The following is a 16178-nucleotide window of genomic DNA, read 5'->3' as shown; positions in this document are numbered from 1 at the left end:
ATGTTCTGATATCAATTATGAAAACGAGTGTATTGTATCAGTTTAACAGTTAATATGTTGCTATTGTCCTGTATATAGAATAATTAAAAAATCCGGCATTTTTTGTCTGGCTGACCTTTACCATCAAAAAAATGATTTTCTTCATCGCAGCGGCTGGTACTGCTTTGACAGATAAATATTCTGCCATCCTGATTTAGTTTGATAATTCGGGGTTCAGCTTCAGTATTAATGGCTACAGCTTTAAGTGTGAAATGCTCTTCACGAGCAAAACTCGGGTTCCCTTGTATACGAAAACAGAAATGCTGATTTTTACTGACAGGTAATTCTGGCCAGTTGTGCTTGTTTTGTTTATAACTAAGATGTTTCTGATAATGTACAGCAAGAAATTGACCATTAATCAGCAGTGCCGCCTTCGCCTGATTTAATCGTGCCTGTAACTGATGCTGACGATAATATGGATAAGCTATAACGGTTAATATGATGATAACAGCCAGAGTAACCAGAAGCTGAAGCATGCTGTAGCCCTGTATTTTTTTGCGGGTAGAAAGCGGATGATGTCTGACTGGTAACTGATGGAATATACGAACCATTATGGAAAAAACAATCAATATTTTAGTATAATATTATATATAAATATATTTATTTTGTATATTTTATTCATTTAAATGATGAATTAATTGTAAATTATTGAAATTTTATAAATACATTATATAAATATGATTGGCTTAATTATTTTATGCATATTCAATTATTATATGCTCGGAAATAATAATCTGATATTGATAATTAAATTACTTTTGTCGATATTGTAAAAATAAAAATTTTTATTTTTACAAACGGTACAGCTAACTATGTGCTGACTTCTGTAACGACAATAAAAAAACGGGCAAATAATGCCCGTTTCAGAAACATGATAAGTGATGGAATTATCTAGGATGTAAGCTTTCCATCCGAATCATGGTAACTGGGGATAACACCCGTGGTAATGCCTGAATTCTGGCCATTGACTGTTTGATAAAACGTTCTTTGGTTGAATGTGTCAGGATAACAATTTCGGCAGATTCCTTATTAATCATACCTTTTTGGATGAGAGCCTCAATAGAAATATTTTCTGCAGCAAGAATATTCGCAATTTCTCCCAGCACACCTGGTTCATCGCAGGCAGATACACGCAGATAATAACTGCTGGTGATTTCATCCATTGGCAGAATGGAGATATTTTGTAATGAATTAGACTGAAAAGCCAGATAGGGAACTCGGTAGCTGGCTTCAGCATTCTGTAATCGGGTTACATCAATAATATCAGCCATTACCGCACTGGCAGTTGGGCCGGCACCAGCACCAGCACCATAATAGAGTGTCTGCCCAATCATATCTGCCTGAACAGATACAGCATTCATAACTCCTTCTACTTTTGCCAGTAATCGGCTTTCAGGGATTAAAGTAGGGTGTACACGCAGCTCAATACCTTGCGGAGTTTTGCGGGTAATACCAAGTAATTTAATGCGATAGCCTAGTTCCTCAGCATAACAGATGTCCAGACTCTCCAGATGACTGATGCCTTCCAGATAACACTGGCTAAAATTAATCGGGGTTCCGAATGCCAGTGCGGAAATAATACTTAATTTATGACCGGCATCATGACCTTCAATATCGAATGTAGGATCGGCTTCTGCATAACCTAGTTCTTGTGCTTGTTTTAATGCTTCCGGAAAGGTGCTGCCTCGGGTACGCATTTCACTCAGAATGAAATTACTGGTGCCATTGATAATGCCGGCAATAGATTCGATATGGTTGGCAGCCAGCCCCTCACGTAAAGCTTTAATAATGGGAATACCGCCGGCAACTGCAGCTTCATACATCACCATTACATTGTGTTCAGAAGCCAGTCGGAAAATTTCGTTACCGTACTCTGCCAGTAGTTTTTTATTGGCTGTAACGATGTGTTTTCCGTTTCTGATTGCCTGAATCACAGCGTCTTTAGCTATTGTTGTACCGCCAATCAGTTCTACCACAACATCAACATCAGTTGCATTTACTACTTCAAATACATCATCACTAACAAATGTGCTATTGCCGCATATTTCCCGGGTACGTTCAATATTACGACTTGCTGCACGGGTAATAATTAATTCGCGACCGAGCCGGCGGGTAATTTCATCCGCATTATTCTGTAATAACTTGACGGTACCACCACCTACTGTGCCGACGCCCAGCAAGCCTATACGCAGAGGCTGCATGTTTACTCCTTCAAATAGACAAATTTAATTTATGGGACTGCCTGATACTTGCAATTTTACGTGAATAATCTACTATGCTAGCCGAAAACTACTTTTTTGACTACTACAGCCATAGTATGTTGTGTGGTTATGCATGAGGAAATTTTAATGCAAATTGAAGAAATCCGGGATAAACAAGGATTATGGATTGAGGAAGTTGATACCGGAAAAATTACTGTAAACGGCCGGCAATATACTCAACCTGTATGTATTACTGCTGATAAGGTGCTCACACTGGATAAGCAAGCAGCCAGTGAGTTAACCATTGATGATTTTACTCAGGCTTTACAGTTTAAGCCTGAAGTGATTTTAATCGGTACCGGAAATCATCATGTGTTTATTCATCCGCGTCTGACTTCACAATTAGTCGCAAAAGGAATCGGTGTAGAAAGTATGTCTACAGCTGCTGCTTGCCGTACTTTTATGGTATTGCGCAGTGAAGGCCGCAGTGTCTGGGCATGGTTGTGGCCATTTACAGAAGAGTAGTATGTATTTAAATATATTGCTTTTAAAAAGAATAATTTAGAAATAATCAGTATCAGGGTTAAGGATAAAAAATCAGGCTGCCGGTATCATTAACCGGAACCTGATTTTTTAATAGTTACGTAAGTTATTTATTTAACTGCTGTGTTGTTCTGACCTTTGATAATGCTCATGCCAGCACTTACCAGACTACCAATATCTGCAACATTAGCAGGCATAATCAGAGTGTTATTGGTTTTTGCCAGTTTAGCAAAAGCATCTACGTATTGTTCAGCCACTTTCAGATTCACAGCTTCTGTACCGCCCGGTTCTTTTACTGCGGCAGCTACCTGACGAATTGCTTCCGCGGTCGCCTGTGCAACCAGACGCAAAGCTTCAGCTTCACCTTCGGCGCGATTAATCTGTGCTACTTTGGCACCCTGAGATTCATTGATAGAAGCTTGAGCTTCACCTTGTGACTTCTGAATTTCAGCTTCACGCTGACCGGCCGCCAGATTAATCTGTTCCTGCTTGATCCCTTCAGACTGAGCAATACGTGCGCGTTTTTCCCGTTCAGCTGTAATCTGAGCTTGCATTGAGCGCAGAATTTCCTGAGGTGGAACCAAATCTTTGATTTCATAGCGCAATACTTTAACGCCCCATGAAACCGCTGCTTCATCCAATGAGGCAACCACGGTATGGTTAATATCATCACGTTCTTCAAAAGTTTTATCCAGTTCCATACGACCAATAACTGAACGTAATGTTGTTTGTGCCAGTTGGGTAATGGCAACTACAAAGTTACTGGAGCCATAGGATGCAAGTTTAGGATCAGTTACCTGAAAATAGATAATACCATCCACTGTAAGCTGTGTATTATCGCGGGTAATACAAACCTGACTGGGTACATCCAGTGGTATTTCCTTTAAAGTATGTTTATAAGCGACACGATCGATAATCGGAATAATAAAATTAAGACCGGCTACCAGAGTAGCGTGATAGCGGCCTAAACGTTCAACAATATAGACTTCCTGCTGAGGTACAACTTTAAATGCCATGCAGATAAATGCAACAATGGCGGCGAGAAAAATAAAAGTCAGAATCATGATTATTCCTGCTGAGTAGAAGGGGCTTGAGAAGTAATATTTAAAATATTGCCTTGATGGCTGATGATTTGAGCACTGTCACCGGATTTTGCGTCAGTTGGATGATTAAAACGAGCCTGCCAGATAGTGCCCCGATAATGTACCTGCCATAATCCGTCGGGTAGGAGCTGAGTAAGTATCACTGTCTGACCGTAGTCCGGATCATCAGTTGGTTTTGCCATGTTTTCACGCGGATGTTTATTTTGCCAGGCACGTACGATGGTAATACCCAGAATAGAAAAAACTATTGCAATAACAGCATTGACGCTCTCACTGGTTTTCAGCAGCCATTCAGCCAGACCGGCACTTAGTAATGAGGCACTGATTACCAGCATATAAAAAGTGCCGCTAAACATTTCCAATACAAACAGAACCAAAGCTGCAATACACCAAATCATCAGTATCTCCTTAACTTTATAATATTTAACAAAAATGTGTTTTATTGTAAAGCCGACTTCAGGCAGATAGTATCCGTTGCCTACGGGTTTCGCTCAGAACGATACCAGTGCTGACAGAAACATTCAGGCTTTCAACGGTTCCGAACATGGGAATGGATACCAGTGTATCACACAGATCTCGTGTTAAACGGCGCATGCCATTACCTTCTGCACCCATTACCCATGCTACTGCTTCCGGGGCCGTAAAGTGATATAAGTCATCACTACCGTTCATATCAGTACCGATAATCCAGATACCGCGCTTTTTCAATTCACGAATGGTGCGTGCCAGATTTGTTACTGTAATATAAGGTACTGTTTCAGCAGCACCACAGGCTACTTTACTTACGGTAGCATTTAATCCGACACTTTTATCTTTGGGTGCAATTACCGCGTGAACTCCCATAACATCTGCAACACGCAAACAGGCTCCCAGATTATGCGGATCTGTAATGCCGTCAAGAATCAGCAATAACGGTGGTTCATTCAGATTTTCAAGTACATCTTCTATGTCTACATGTTGTCTGGAAGCATCGATAAAGCCCACTACACCCTGATGGCGGGCATGTTTACTCAAAGTATCGAGCCGTGCCTGATCTGCGCTGATAATGCGCACATTTTCTGCTTCAGCTTTATTTAATACATCGCGCATACGGGCATCATGTTTACCCTCCAGTACATAAAGTTCAATTATGCTGTCCGGGTTTTGCCATAAACGGGCATTAACTGCGTGAAAGCCAATGATGAGGCGCTGATTTGACATGTATATTTCATTTAGTGAGTAAAGAAACCAATTATAACGGAAATTAGTGTACTAATCTGATTATACCGAATAAATATCATTCTTCTTTTAAAAATGTAATTGTGATGTAATTTTCCTGATAAAAGAAATAAATACCGTTGACAGGTAATTAAATTTTTCGCTCAGGGTTAAGACGGTATCAGTTACATCTTGATAAAAAATTATTGCTTGTAAAATGTTATCTTTATCATTTATTTAAAATAAAGCAAATTAAACTAAAGTATCTTAATGTTCATTTTCAGAGTTTATGAATAAAGTTAAGAATGATGCTTGTATGAGGGGAATGAACTCTGACCGGTGATAGCTGGTCGGGAATTTAACTTTAATACAGGAAAAATTCTTATGGAATATTATTTATGGGTGCTGGCTAAGTTTCTTGTTGGTTTTATTATTGTCATTCTGCATTTGAATGTAACAGGTAAAACGCAGTTGAATCAGATGACACCGGTAGATTTTATTGGAAACTTTGTACTTGGCGGTATTATCGGTGGGGTGATTTATAATCAGGATATTCCGATTTATCAGTATATTATAGTGTTGTTAATCGGGGTTTGCCTTATTTCGTTATTAAACTGGGTATGCAAGCATGTCAGCTTTATCCGAATGTTTGCTATTGGTGAACCGATTCCGATTATGAAAGACGGACATTTTTTGATGGATAATATTCTGCGTAAAAAGAATAAGATTGATATTCTTAATGTGGCTTCACTTTTGCATGCTCAGGGTATTACTTCGTTTCAGGAAGTCAGTTATGCACAGATTGAGCCCAGTGGTTCGCTGACGGTGTTAACTGATAAAGGCAAATATCCTTCATTAATTTTATTTAAGGAAGGAGAGGTGCGTACAACGGAATTGCATCGGATAAATAAGGATGAAAAGTGGCTGGAGCAAAAAATTCAGCAGCAGCACCTGACGGAAGATGATTTATTTCTGGTTGAATTCTGGAATAATAGTTTAAATTTTGTACTTCGTAACGGTGAAGTAAAAAAAGATACGCTAAAAAGTTAATTTTTATTGCAGATTAGTGGCTGGAGAAATATCCGGAAAAGGTTACAATACTGTTTTAGGTTAATTTAATTTATTGCTGTGCAGCCACTCGAATATTGTCTTCAGAAAATTTGCCATAGCAGGAATGCTATGGCTTTTCGTTTTCCTTTTCTTTCCTCGGTGCAGCGTCATGCACTGATAGCTTTGTATGCTTTGCAGCAAGAATTAAATGATGTAGTAGAAGATTGTTCTGATGCTAATGTGGCTTTGACAACACTGCGATGGTGGGAGCGACAACTAGATAAGCTGTATAACTCTGATTCTGTTCCTGAACATCCTTTATTACAGGCTTTAAAACCATTTATTATCCGATATTCTTTACCATTGGCTGAAATACTGGCTTTGCCTGATGCACTTCGTACGCAATTAACTCAGGCCAGATTTCAGGATATGGAACAGCTATGCCATTATAGTAAACAGGCAGGGATGGTGCAGGGGCGTTTAACAAGCAGAGTTTTGGGATTCAGTGCAGAACAAACTTTGGAATTTGCCGATAAAGTGGGTGAAATATGTCAGCTGGTGATGATTTACTCACGGATTGGTGCGGATACAAGGCTGGGGAAGCTGTATATTCCAGTAGAGTTATTACAGCAATTTAATGTTCCGGCTCATTTGGTACTTAACCGACACGGTGGGGTTGAATTTACAACATTGATGAATGCATGGCTTGCTGCATTAAAACAGCAGTTTAATTCTGCTCTTGCTTTGCTGCCCTCTGCAGATAACCGCAGGCAGCGCCCCAGTCTGGCCATGCTCGCAGTAGCCCGGGCTCAGCTTAATGAAATTGAGCAGGACGGACTACAGAATATCATGCAATATCAGCTGGTCGTACCCCGACCGCGTCAGCAACGGTTATTCTGGAAAACGTGGTTGTGTGGTTTTCGGCCGGTATAGATTAAAAAATGTGAAGTAGGATGTTTTCTAAGAAAAGTGTGATATGGCGAGTATTATGAGTTATAAGAACTATTTTTGTAATTGAATTATATTTTTAAAATTTTATTGCTTAAATAAATAAAATATTGAAATTATATTTCAATGTAAAAGCGTATATCTGAGCAATTTTAATTACGCAATAAGGCTGGATTTTTGTATAATTTATGCCATCATCTGCTTACTGGTGCAGGTGTAAGCAATTTTATTGCTAAATTGTTTCCGGATTAACCCTGTGCTGAGGAACCCAATATGCTCAGAGCAAAAAAAACCTTACTTATTCTGGGTTTAACTGCTGTCTGTTTGCTTTCTGCCTGTTCGCAATCCGAACAGGGAAATAAAACCAGCGATACCAATACGAAAAAAGTAGCCATTACGGCAATTGTTGAACATCCTGCTTTGGATGCTGTACGTCAGGGTGTGATAGATGAACTGCGTGCTGAAGGCTATGAACAGGGTAAAAATCTTCAGCTGGATTTTCAAAGTGCACAAGGGAATACTGCTACTGCCGGTCAGATTGCTAAAAAATTTGCCGGCAGTAATCCGGATGTAATTGTCACTATCGGCACGCCAAGCGCGCAGTCTATGGTTGCAGCAACGCGCAAAATTCCGATAGTGTTTGCAGCAGTAACCGATCCGGTTGCAGCCAAACTGGTAACAAGCTGGGAACCCAGCAAAACCAATGTTACCGGTGTGTCTGATGAACTGCCTTTACAGCCACAGATTGATTTAATGAAACAAGTGGTACCTAACCTGAAAACAGTGGGTTATGTATATAGCCCGGGGGAAATCAATTCAACTGTTGTGCTCGGACAATTACAGTCTTTACTGGCTAAGGACGGTATTACTGTGGCCGCAGCACCGGCACAGCGTACAACTGATGTTCCCATGGCTACTAAAAGCTTGCAGGGTAAGGCAGATCTGATTTATACCTCTCTGGACAATAATGTGGTTTCTGCTTATGAATCCATGTACAAAGTTGCCAAAGACATGAAAATGCCCTTGGTGGCTTCAGATACCGGCTCAGTAAAACGCGGTGCAGCTGTAGCACTGGGGGTTAATTATCATGAGCTTGGTACAGCTACTGGTAAAATTGTAGGCCGGATTCTCAAAGGAGAGCAGGCTGGTAACATTGCTCCGCAGCGTATGACCGCAGATCAGCTTGATTTGATGGTAAGTAAATCTCATGCTGCCGAACAAGGTATTACATTTTCGGAGCAATTACTCAAACAGGCTAAATTAATCGATTAGGATTATAGAAAGCCTCTGGGACGGATACCGTAACATCGGCAAGCTGATTCAGGCTTTGCCGATGTTGTTTTTATTTTCAACCACAATTTATTAATTGGTTAATATGTCTTCTATAGCTTTATTTGGCGCTTTAGAAAGCGGACTGATATATGCTCTCGTTGCTCTGGGTGTACTGATTTCATTCCGTATTCTGGATTTTCCTGATTTAACTGCCGATGGCAGTTTTCCGCTCGGCGGTGCTGTATTTGCCATTTGTGTTACCCATGGTATTAATCCGTGGCTGGCTACTGCACTTGGCGGAGTTGCCGGTGCATGTGCCGGTTTGGTAACAGCATGGCTGCATGTTTCTTTAAAAATCATGCAGCTGTTAGCCAGTATTCTGGTTATGGTTGCTTTGTATTCGGTTAACCTGCGTATTATGGGGGCACCTAATTTGCCTTTACTGGATCAGCCCAGTGTATTTACGCCGTTTTTTAATGCAGACGGAAGCAACCAGTATTGGGTGCAGCCGCTGGTAATTTTTGGTTTTGTGCTGATTGCCAAATTTTTTCTGGACTGGTTTTTTGCTACAGAAATTGGCTTATCAATGCGAGCTACCGGCGTAAATGCACGAATGGCTCGTGCTCAGGGTGTAAATACCTCACGTATTTTACTGTTAGGCATGGCGATATCAAACGCATTTATTGCCTTGGCCGGTGCACTATTTGTGCAGACTCAGGGCGGTGCAGATATATCAATCGGTATCGGCACGATTGTCGTCGGGCTGGCCGCAGTGATTATTGGTGAAACCCTGATTCCGGGAAAACGGTTTATCATCATTACACTGGCTGTTATAGTGGGAGCAGTACTTTACCGTGCATTTATTGCGCTGGCGCTGGGCAGTGATACATTGCAGCATATAGGCTTTGGACCGCAGGATTTAAATCTGGTTACAGCAATTTTAGTTGTACTTGCGCTGCGTTTGCCGGCAATCAAAGGTTACTTTAAAAGGAAATTCAAAGCATGATGCGCGCAGATAATTTACGCCTCACATTCAATGCGGGAACACCAATTGAAAATCCTGCTTTGCGAGGCATGAGTTTAAGTATTGCCGATGGTGAATTTGTTACCGTTATCGGCAGTAATGGTGCCGGTAAATCTACTTTTCTTAATGCCATTAGCGGTGACACCATGGTGGATTCCGGTACGATTACTATCAATAGTAAAGATGTTACCAGTGAACCTGCTTATAAACGTGCACCATTAGTAGCACGTGTTTTTCAAGACCCTCTTGCCGGTACCTGTGAAGCCTTAACCATTGAAGAAAATATGGCTCTGGCACTACGGCGTGGCAGCAGTCGTGGTTTGCGTCCGGCTATTAAACGTCAGTATCGTGAACTGTTCCGTGAAAAACTGGCAATGCTTAACCTGGGGCTGGAGAACCGATTGAGCGACAGAATTGGTCTGCTTTCCGGTGGACAGCGACAGGCTGTCAGTTTGTTGATGGCTTCGTTGCAAAGTTCTAAAATTTTATTGCTTGATGAGCATACAGCTGCACTGGATCCTAAAACAGCCGCTTTTGTACTGGAGCTGACAGACCGCATTGTGCGTGAAAATAAATTAACTGCAATGATGGTAACACATTCGATGCAGCAGGCTCTGGATCACGGATCACGTACTGTCATGCTGCATCAGGGGCGCGTGGTGTTGGATGTGGCTGGTGACAAACGTGCCGGTATGAGTGTGGCGGATCTATTAAAGATGTTCGAACATACTCAGGGCGAAAAAGTATCTGATGATGCTTTATTACTGAGCTAAACCTCTGTGTTTATAAAACAGGCTGTCAGCATTCCTGACAGCCTGATTTTCTGATTGGAAGCATAATGTCTGTACCTGAACTGATTGTACTGAATAAACCCTATGGTGTGATTTGTCAGTTTAGCGCTCATGAGAAACATCCTACTCTGAAGCAATATGTATCATTACCGGATGTCTATCCGGCAGGCCGGCTGGATACGGATAGTGAAGGATTACTTTTATTAACTGCCAACGGACGTTTACAGGCAAAAATTGCTCATCCTAAGTATAAACTGATAAAAACATACTGGGCACAGGTGGAAGGTAAAGCGGATAATGAACGCATACAGCAATTGGCTGACGGGGTAAATCTGGGCGACTTTATTACACAGCCGGCTCAAGTCCAATTGGTTAGTGCTGCTGATAGTGCCCGTTTATGGCCACGAGTACCGCCAATTCGAGAACGCAAAACAGTAAGTGATTTCTGGCTGCAAATTCGAATCAGTGAAGGTAAAAACAGGCAGGTACGACGTATGTGTGCAAAAATCGGCTGGCCTTGTTTACGTTTAGTGCGAGTAGGAATAGGGCAGCTTGATGTTTTTTCCCTTAAGTTACCTTTGGGAAAGTGGCAGGCTGTGAATCCAAAAGATTTATTATAAATATTTTGTATTGCCATACATTAAAAATAACCCTTATGTTACAAACATAAGGGTTTATTTTATTTCCTAAAATGAAATAATTAATCAGAATGCAGGGATGATGGCACCCTGATATTTTTCTTCAATAAATTTTTTCACTTCAGGTGAAGTCATGGCCTGTTTCAGTTTTTGGATTGCATCACGGTTTTCATCCCCTGTGCGGACAACCAGAATATTTGCATAAGGTGAATCTTTTGATTCAATAAATAAAGCATCTTTGGTTGGTACCAGTTTAGCTTCCATAGCAAAATTGGTATTAATTACAGACAGAGTAGCATCATTTAAAGTACGCGGTAACTGAGGCGCATCCATTGGTGTAATTTTGAGATGTTTCGGATTATCAACAATATCACGTACAGTAGCACTGATACCCGCATCTGCTTTTAATTTAATTAAACCGGCTTTTTGTAGCAATAACAAAGCTCGACCACCATTGGTAGCATCATTTGGAATAGTAACCAGCCCGTCATCAGGTGTTTCACTGAGTGCTTTTACTTTTTTAGAGTAAATACCCATCGGTTCTACATGAATATTGGCAATCGGTGTTAACTGCATTTTGTGTTTCTGGACAAAATCTTCCAGATAAGGTTTATGCTGAGAGAAGTTAGCATCTACATCTTTCTCATTCAGGGCGATATTCGGACGTACATAGTCAGTCATCTGAATGATTTGTAAATCAATTCCTTCTTTTTCCAGTAATGGTTTAGCTACCTGGAGAATTTCTGCATGAGGAACAGGTGAAGCAGCAACTTTCAGTATTGTTTTATCTGTTGTTGCAGGAGTGCTGCCAGAACTGGCGGCCGGTACGGATTCAGTTTTCTGAGTACACGCTGTCAGTACCGTACTGATTGCTGCCACTGACAATAATGCAAATAACAATTTTTTCATATTTAACCTTGAGTAAGATACGCAATAGAAATATACAGCTAAACATTAACACAAAATGCATGTTACTTGTATTTTTTACATGCATGTTTACTTTGGTTAATAATTCTTTTAACTGGTAATTAAACTATGCGGCCGATAACAGCCGCACAGTTTAATTTATTTATTTGCCAAGCATTGGCTTAAGATATTTTCCGGTATAGCTTTTAGGATTGGCTGCAACTTCTTCCGGAGTGCCTTCCGCGATAATCGTACCGCCTCCATCGCCACCTTCCGGACCCAGATCAACGATATAGTCAGCTGTTTTAATTACATCCAGATTATGTTCGATAATAACAATACTATTACCTTTCCCTTTCAGGCGATGAATAACGTCCAGTAACAGAGCTATATCGGCAAAATGTAAGCCAGTGGTTGGTTCATCAAGTATATAAAGTGTTCGCCCGGTATCGCGTTTGGAGAGTTCCAGCGCCAGTTTTACCCGTTGAGCTTCACCGCCGGAAAGTGTAGTGGCAGACTGTCCTAATCGTACATAACCCAGTCCTACGTCCAGCAATGTCTGCAATTTTCGTTTAATTGTTGGTACAGCATCGAAAAATGTACAGGCTTCTTCTACGGTCATTTCCAGAATTTCACTGATATTTTTGCCTTTGTATTGTATTTCTAGTGTTTCACGATTATAGCGTTTACCATGACAAACCTCGCAGGGTACATAAATGTCGGGAAGAAAATGCATTTCTACTTTAATAACACCATCACCCTGACAGGCTTCACAGCGTCCGCCTTTTACATTAAAAGAGAATCGGCCAACTGTATATCCGCGTTCACGAGACAGTGGTACCCCGGCAAACAGTTCACGGATAGGTGTAAACAGGCCGGTATACGTGGCAGGATTAGAACGCGGAGTCCTTCCTATGGGAGACTGATCAACATTAATAACTTTATCCAGATGCTCCAGTCCTTTGATATCTTCATAAGGAGCAGGCTCTTCACTAGCACGATTTAATTCACGTGCAGTAATTTTTGCCAGTGTGTCGTTAATCAAAGTTGATTTGCCGCTGCCGGAAACGCCGGTAATACAGGTAATCAGGCCGAGAGGTAAGGTAAGGGTTACATTTTTAAGATTATTGCCACTGGCGCCGCTTAATATCAGTAAGCGCTCTTTATCAACCGGACTGCGCTGTTCCGGCATGCTAATGGCTTTTTCTCCGCTCAGATATTGTCCTGTTATGGATTCTTTGCATGCTGCCACCTTTTCAGGTGAAGCTGCGATAATAACTTGTCCGCCATGCTCACCGGCACCAGGTCCCATATCGACAACAAAATCGGCGGCACGGATAGCATCTTCATCATGCTCAACGACAATTACGCTGTTACCCAGATCGCGCAGATGTTTCAGTGTATCGAGGAGGCGGTCATTATCGCGCTGATGCAGGCCGATAGATGGTTCATCCAGTACATACATGACACCTGTCAGGCCGGAACCAATCTGGCTGGCCAGCCGGATACGCTGAGCTTCACCACCAGATAAGGTTTCAGCACTGCGTGCCAGACTCAGGTAATTTAGGCCGACATTAATCAGAAAACCAAGGCGCTCATTAATTTCTTTAAGAATTTTTTCAGCAATCTGTTTTTTATTACCTTCCAAATTCAGATTCTGGAAAAAATCCAGTGTGGCTGTTAACGGCCATGCATTGACATCCGGTAATGATTTTCCGCCTATATAGACATATCGGGCTTCTGTTCGCAAACGGGCACCGCCGCAGGCCGGACAGGCTCGATGACTTTGATACTGGGCTAATTCTTCGCGTACGGTAGCGGAATCTGTTTCGCGGTAGCGCCTTTCGAGATTGGGCAGAATACCTTCAAACGGATGACTGCGGGTAAATTTTGTGCCCCGTTCAGACAGATAGGTAAATTCAATCTGCTCTTTACCGGAACCATAAAGAATAATATTCTGGATTTCTTCCTTTAATTCATTAAATGGCGTATTAACGTCAAATTTAAAATGCTGTCCGAGTGACTGAATCATCTGGAAATAGAAAGTATTACGTTTATCCCAGCCCTTGATTGCTCCTGCGGCCAGCGATAAATCCGGATGCATTACTACTCGCTCAGGATCAAAATAATCCATGCTGCCGAGTCCGTCACAACTGGGACAGGCTCCGACAGGGTTGTTAAAGCTGAAAAGACGTGGTTCGAGTTCCTGAAGACTATACGAACATACCGGACAGGCAAAGCGTGCTGAAAACCAGTGTTCTTTACCACTATCCATTTCGATGGCCAGAGCACGCTCATTACCCAGACGTAGTGCAGTTTCAAAACTTTCAGCCAAACGCTGTTTGATATCCGCGCGTACTTTTACCCGGTCAATAACCACATCTATATCATGCTTGATGTTTTTTTGCAGTTTTGGTACTTCTTCAATCGCATATACCTCACCATCAACGCGAACCCGTGCAAAACCCTGTACTTGTAAATCAGCAAAGTATTCAAGAAATTCACCTTTGCGACCGCGCACTGCCGGAGCCAGAATCATTACCCGGCTTTCTTCAGGCAGGTTCAGTATATGGTCAACCATCTGGGAAACAGTCTGACTGGATAAAGGCAGGTTATGTTCAGGACAATAAGGTGTACCGACACGTGCATACAATAAGCGCAAATAGTCATGAATTTCAGTGACTGTTCCTACGGTAGAGCGCGGATTATGACTGGTTGCTTTCTGCTCAATGGAAATAGCTGGTGACAAACCTTCAATTAAATCAACATCCGGTTTTTCCATCATTTGCAAAAACTGGCGAGCATAAGCCGACAGACTTTCTACGTAGCGTCGTTGTCCTTCTGCATACAAAGTATCAAAAGCCAGCGAGGATTTACCACTACCGGACAAACCGGTAATGACAACCAGTTGATGACGGGGAATATCCAGATCTATATTTTTAAGATTGTGTGTGCGTGCACCGCGAATATGAATCGTATCGTTATCTGACATAATGCCTTGCCCAAACTAGCTGGATAAAAGAGGATACCGGCTTTAATTAAATTGCTGTTTATTAAAACCAACCGATATTATACCTATTTCAAAACGCTAATTTAAAGCTATCAGGTAAACGTTTTAATGTTTTCGTAAAATAAATTCCTTAAAATCAATACGTAACTCTTGATTTCGCAATAAGTAAATTAAAACGGGCACATTTCCCAGCGCCACAATCATGTATAAGGCATTAATACTGTTAAACAGCCAGATAAATACAGCGCTTAATATGGCTGCACAAACCATAAACAGGCCGTTGATAATATTATTGGCAGCAATTGCATGTGAACGGAACTGATCGCTGCTGGCTGTTTGCAGCCATGTGTATAACGGCAATGAGAAAAAGCCGCCGAAAAAACCAATACCGATTATGCAAATGATTATTGCCATGCTGTCCGGCCGGCCGATAAATGTACCGATACCGGCAACTGGCAGATTAGGTTGTGACGGTGTGAACCATACCAGCAGCAGACCGAATATACTCAGGCCGATTGTCCCGATCACAACCAGACTAAGATGTAACTGATGGCGGCTAATCCGTGCACAAACAATAGAACCCGTACCTATGCCAAGGGAGAAGAGTGTTAGCATTAAATTAAATACAGCTTCGTTTCCACCAAGATTCAAACGGGTAAAAGTAGGGAGCTGGGTTATATATACAGAACCAATCAGCCAGAACCAGGAAATACCGATAATGGCAATCCAGAGATTTTTTTGCAGATAAGTTTGCCGAAGTAGCTGTTTTGTACTCCGCATGATGTTTGAATCAATATATTGCTGTGGAATTTGTGCGGGTACCCTTGGCATAAATATACTGGCAATCTGACCCAGAATAGCGACGAACAGCAGGATACCAAACAGCCATGCTGTATTGGTGCCAGCCAGAATAGTACCTAAAATCTGCCCGAATAATATTGATAGAAACGTACCGCTTTCGATCAGGCTATTACCGTTGAGTAGTTCATATTTAGGGAGATATTCTGGTAATACCGCATATTTCAACGGACCGAACAAGGTAGAATGTGTGCCCATCAGAAACAGGCATAACATCAATATTGTGACAGACTGCATCCAAAAGCCGACACCTGCTATCAGCATAATGCAGATTTCCGCAGTTTTTATCCAGCGCGCCAGAATGGCTTTATCCATTTTATTAGATAATTCACCAGATAATGCAGAGAAAAGAAAAAAGGGCAGAATATACAGCAGGGCACCAGCATTCAGCATCTGGCTTGCTGGTAACCGTGAATTAGCGCCAAGCCCATAAAAGCTGATTAAAACGAATAATGAGGTTTTAAACAGATTATCATTAAACGCACCAAAAAACTGAGTACCAAACAGCGGTAGAAATCGTTTGGTACAGGCGAAAGCAAACTGGTTGCCGGATGGAAGCATATCAGGTGTAGACATAAATAACCTTACCAATACATAT

15 protein-coding genes are annotated in these 16178 nt (G+C 41.5%); 7 read left to right on the top strand and 8 right to left on the bottom strand.

Going from position 1 to position 16178, the window contains the following annotated elements; all coding sequences use genetic code 11:
- Positions 1-83 precede the first annotated feature (83 nt).
- Entirely contained in the window at positions 84-590 is a 507-nt protein-coding gene (locus tag H3U73_RS04410; RefSeq protein WP_084551548.1) for a type IV pilin protein, read from the bottom strand.
- 336 nt (positions 591-926) lie between these two features.
- Positions 927-2240 carry a homoserine dehydrogenase gene (locus tag H3U73_RS04405; RefSeq protein WP_084551868.1) on the bottom strand — a complete coding sequence of 438 codons (1314 nt, stop codon included), beginning with the start codon at positions 2238-2240 and terminating at the stop codon, positions 927-929.
- Positions 2241-2387: 147 nt separating this feature from the next.
- On the opposite strand from H3U73_RS04405, the gene H3U73_RS04400 reads away from it, so the two are divergent.
- Positions 2388-2765, top strand: coding sequence for an Mth938-like domain-containing protein (locus H3U73_RS04400; protein WP_084551972.1), 378 nt, complete (start codon positions 2388-2390; stop codon positions 2763-2765).
- Between the two features lie 128 nt (positions 2766-2893).
- Here the strand turns inward: H3U73_RS04400 and H3U73_RS04395 are convergent, their stop codons facing one another.
- Genes H3U73_RS04395 through rlmB form a run of 3 tightly spaced genes read right to left on the bottom strand, consistent with a single transcriptional unit; the run spans position 2894 to position 5086 of the window.
- Positions 2894-3847: an SPFH domain-containing protein gene (locus H3U73_RS04395; RefSeq protein ID WP_037393457.1), complete on the bottom strand. Its 954-nt coding sequence runs from the start codon at positions 3845-3847 to the stop codon at positions 2894-2896.
- Positions 3848-3849: 2 nt separating this feature from the next.
- Positions 3850-4284, bottom strand: coding sequence for an NfeD family protein (locus tag H3U73_RS04390; protein WP_025330624.1), 435 nt, complete (start codon positions 4282-4284; stop codon positions 3850-3852).
- 58 nt (positions 4285-4342) lie between these two features.
- Positions 4343-5086, bottom strand: a complete 744-nt coding sequence (gene rlmB / locus H3U73_RS04385) for a 23S rRNA (guanosine(2251)-2'-O)-methyltransferase RlmB (RefSeq protein WP_084551869.1) — start codon at positions 5084-5086, stop codon at positions 4343-4345.
- 381 nt (positions 5087-5467) lie between these two features.
- Between rlmB and H3U73_RS04380 the strand changes: the two genes are divergently transcribed.
- From H3U73_RS04380 to H3U73_RS04355, 6 genes are all read left to right on the top strand, one after another.
- Positions 5468-6133, top strand: coding sequence for a DUF421 domain-containing protein (locus H3U73_RS04380; RefSeq protein WP_025330626.1), 666 nt, complete (start codon positions 5468-5470; stop codon positions 6131-6133).
- Positions 6134-6262: 129 nt separating this feature from the next.
- A complete protein-coding gene (locus tag H3U73_RS04375; RefSeq protein WP_198190109.1) occupies positions 6263-7066 on the top strand; it encodes a squalene/phytoene synthase family protein in 804 nt (267 codons plus the stop codon).
- Positions 7067-7354: 288 nt separating this feature from the next.
- Complete coding sequence (locus H3U73_RS04370; RefSeq protein WP_198190108.1) at positions 7355-8353, top strand: ABC transporter substrate-binding protein; 999 nt, start codon at positions 7355-7357, stop codon at positions 8351-8353.
- A 103-nt stretch (positions 8354-8456) separates the two neighbouring features.
- Positions 8457-9359: an ABC transporter permease gene (locus H3U73_RS04365; RefSeq protein WP_025330629.1), complete on the top strand. Its 903-nt coding sequence runs from the start codon at positions 8457-8459 to the stop codon at positions 9357-9359.
- Positions 9356-10150 carry an ABC transporter ATP-binding protein gene (locus H3U73_RS04360; protein WP_037393448.1) on the top strand — a complete coding sequence of 265 codons (795 nt, stop codon included), beginning with the start codon at positions 9356-9358 and terminating at the stop codon, positions 10148-10150. Before H3U73_RS04365 ends, H3U73_RS04360 begins: the two co-directional genes overlap by 4 nt.
- A 65-nt stretch (positions 10151-10215) precedes the next feature.
- A complete protein-coding gene (locus H3U73_RS04355) occupies positions 10216-10788 on the top strand; it encodes a pseudouridine synthase (RefSeq protein WP_084586208.1) in 573 nt (190 codons plus the stop codon).
- Between the two features lie 84 nt (positions 10789-10872).
- Here H3U73_RS04355 and H3U73_RS04350 read toward each other — a convergent pair whose 3' ends face one another.
- The 3 genes from H3U73_RS04350 to H3U73_RS04340 form a co-directional block, all read right to left on the bottom strand.
- Complete coding sequence (locus H3U73_RS04350) at positions 10873-11715, bottom strand: MetQ/NlpA family ABC transporter substrate-binding protein (protein ID WP_037393445.1); 843 nt, start codon at positions 11713-11715, stop codon at positions 10873-10875.
- Positions 11716-11875: 160 nt separating this feature from the next.
- The gene (gene uvrA / locus H3U73_RS04345; protein ID WP_198190107.1) at positions 11876-14704 is read right to left on the bottom strand and encodes an excinuclease ABC subunit UvrA; all 2829 of its coding nucleotides are present in this window, start codon (positions 14702-14704) and stop codon (positions 11876-11878) included.
- Between the two features lie 123 nt (positions 14705-14827).
- Positions 14828-16156, bottom strand: a complete 1329-nt coding sequence (locus H3U73_RS04340; protein ID WP_232336198.1) for an MFS transporter — start codon at positions 16154-16156, stop codon at positions 14828-14830.
- Between the last annotated feature and the right edge of the window lie 22 nt (positions 16157-16178).

Source organism: Snodgrassella sp. W8124, from assembly GCF_016100875.1.
Lineage (GTDB): Bacteria > Pseudomonadota > Gammaproteobacteria > Burkholderiales > Neisseriaceae > Snodgrassella > Snodgrassella alvi.
The sequence above is the reverse complement of the archived record's forward strand: the minus strand, read 5'-3'. Positions and strand labels throughout refer to the sequence as shown.

Excerpts from the sequence above, each read along its gene's own strand:
- H3U73_RS04410 (WP_084551548.1), bottom strand. The coding sequence starts at position 590 with ATGGTTCGTATATTCCATCAGTTACCAGTCAGACATCATCCGCTTTCT.
- H3U73_RS04405 (WP_084551868.1), bottom strand. The coding sequence starts at position 2,240 with ATGCAGCCTCTGCGTATAGGCTTGCTGGGCGTCGGCACAGTAGGTGGT.
- H3U73_RS04400 (WP_084551972.1), top strand. The coding sequence starts at position 2,388 with ATGCAAATTGAAGAAATCCGGGATAAACAAGGATTATGGATTGAGGAA.
- H3U73_RS04395 (WP_037393457.1), bottom strand. The coding sequence starts at position 3,847 with ATGATTCTGACTTTTATTTTTCTCGCCGCCATTGTTGCATTTATCTGC.
- H3U73_RS04390 (WP_025330624.1), bottom strand. The coding sequence starts at position 4,284 with ATGATTTGGTGTATTGCAGCTTTGGTTCTGTTTGTATTGGAAATGTTT.
- rlmB (WP_084551869.1), bottom strand. The coding sequence starts at position 5,086 with ATGTCAAATCAGCGCCTCATCATTGGCTTTCACGCAGTTAATGCCCGT.
- H3U73_RS04380 (WP_025330626.1), top strand. The coding sequence starts at position 5,468 with ATGGAATATTATTTATGGGTGCTGGCTAAGTTTCTTGTTGGTTTTATT.
- H3U73_RS04375 (WP_198190109.1), top strand. The coding sequence starts at position 6,263 with ATGGCTTTTCGTTTTCCTTTTCTTTCCTCGGTGCAGCGTCATGCACTG.
- H3U73_RS04370 (WP_198190108.1), top strand. The coding sequence starts at position 7,355 with ATGCTCAGAGCAAAAAAAACCTTACTTATTCTGGGTTTAACTGCTGTC.
- H3U73_RS04365 (WP_025330629.1), top strand. The coding sequence starts at position 8,457 with ATGTCTTCTATAGCTTTATTTGGCGCTTTAGAAAGCGGACTGATATAT.
- H3U73_RS04360 (WP_037393448.1), top strand. The coding sequence starts at position 9,356 with ATGATGCGCGCAGATAATTTACGCCTCACATTCAATGCGGGAACACCA.
- H3U73_RS04355 (WP_084586208.1), top strand. The coding sequence starts at position 10,216 with ATGTCTGTACCTGAACTGATTGTACTGAATAAACCCTATGGTGTGATT.
- H3U73_RS04350 (WP_037393445.1), bottom strand. The coding sequence starts at position 11,715 with ATGAAAAAATTGTTATTTGCATTATTGTCAGTGGCAGCAATCAGTACG.
- uvrA (WP_198190107.1), bottom strand. The coding sequence starts at position 14,704 with ATGTCAGATAACGATACGATTCATATTCGCGGTGCACGCACACACAAT.
- H3U73_RS04340 (WP_232336198.1), bottom strand. The coding sequence starts at position 16,156 with ATGTCTACACCTGATATGCTTCCATCCGGCAACCAGTTTGCTTTCGCC.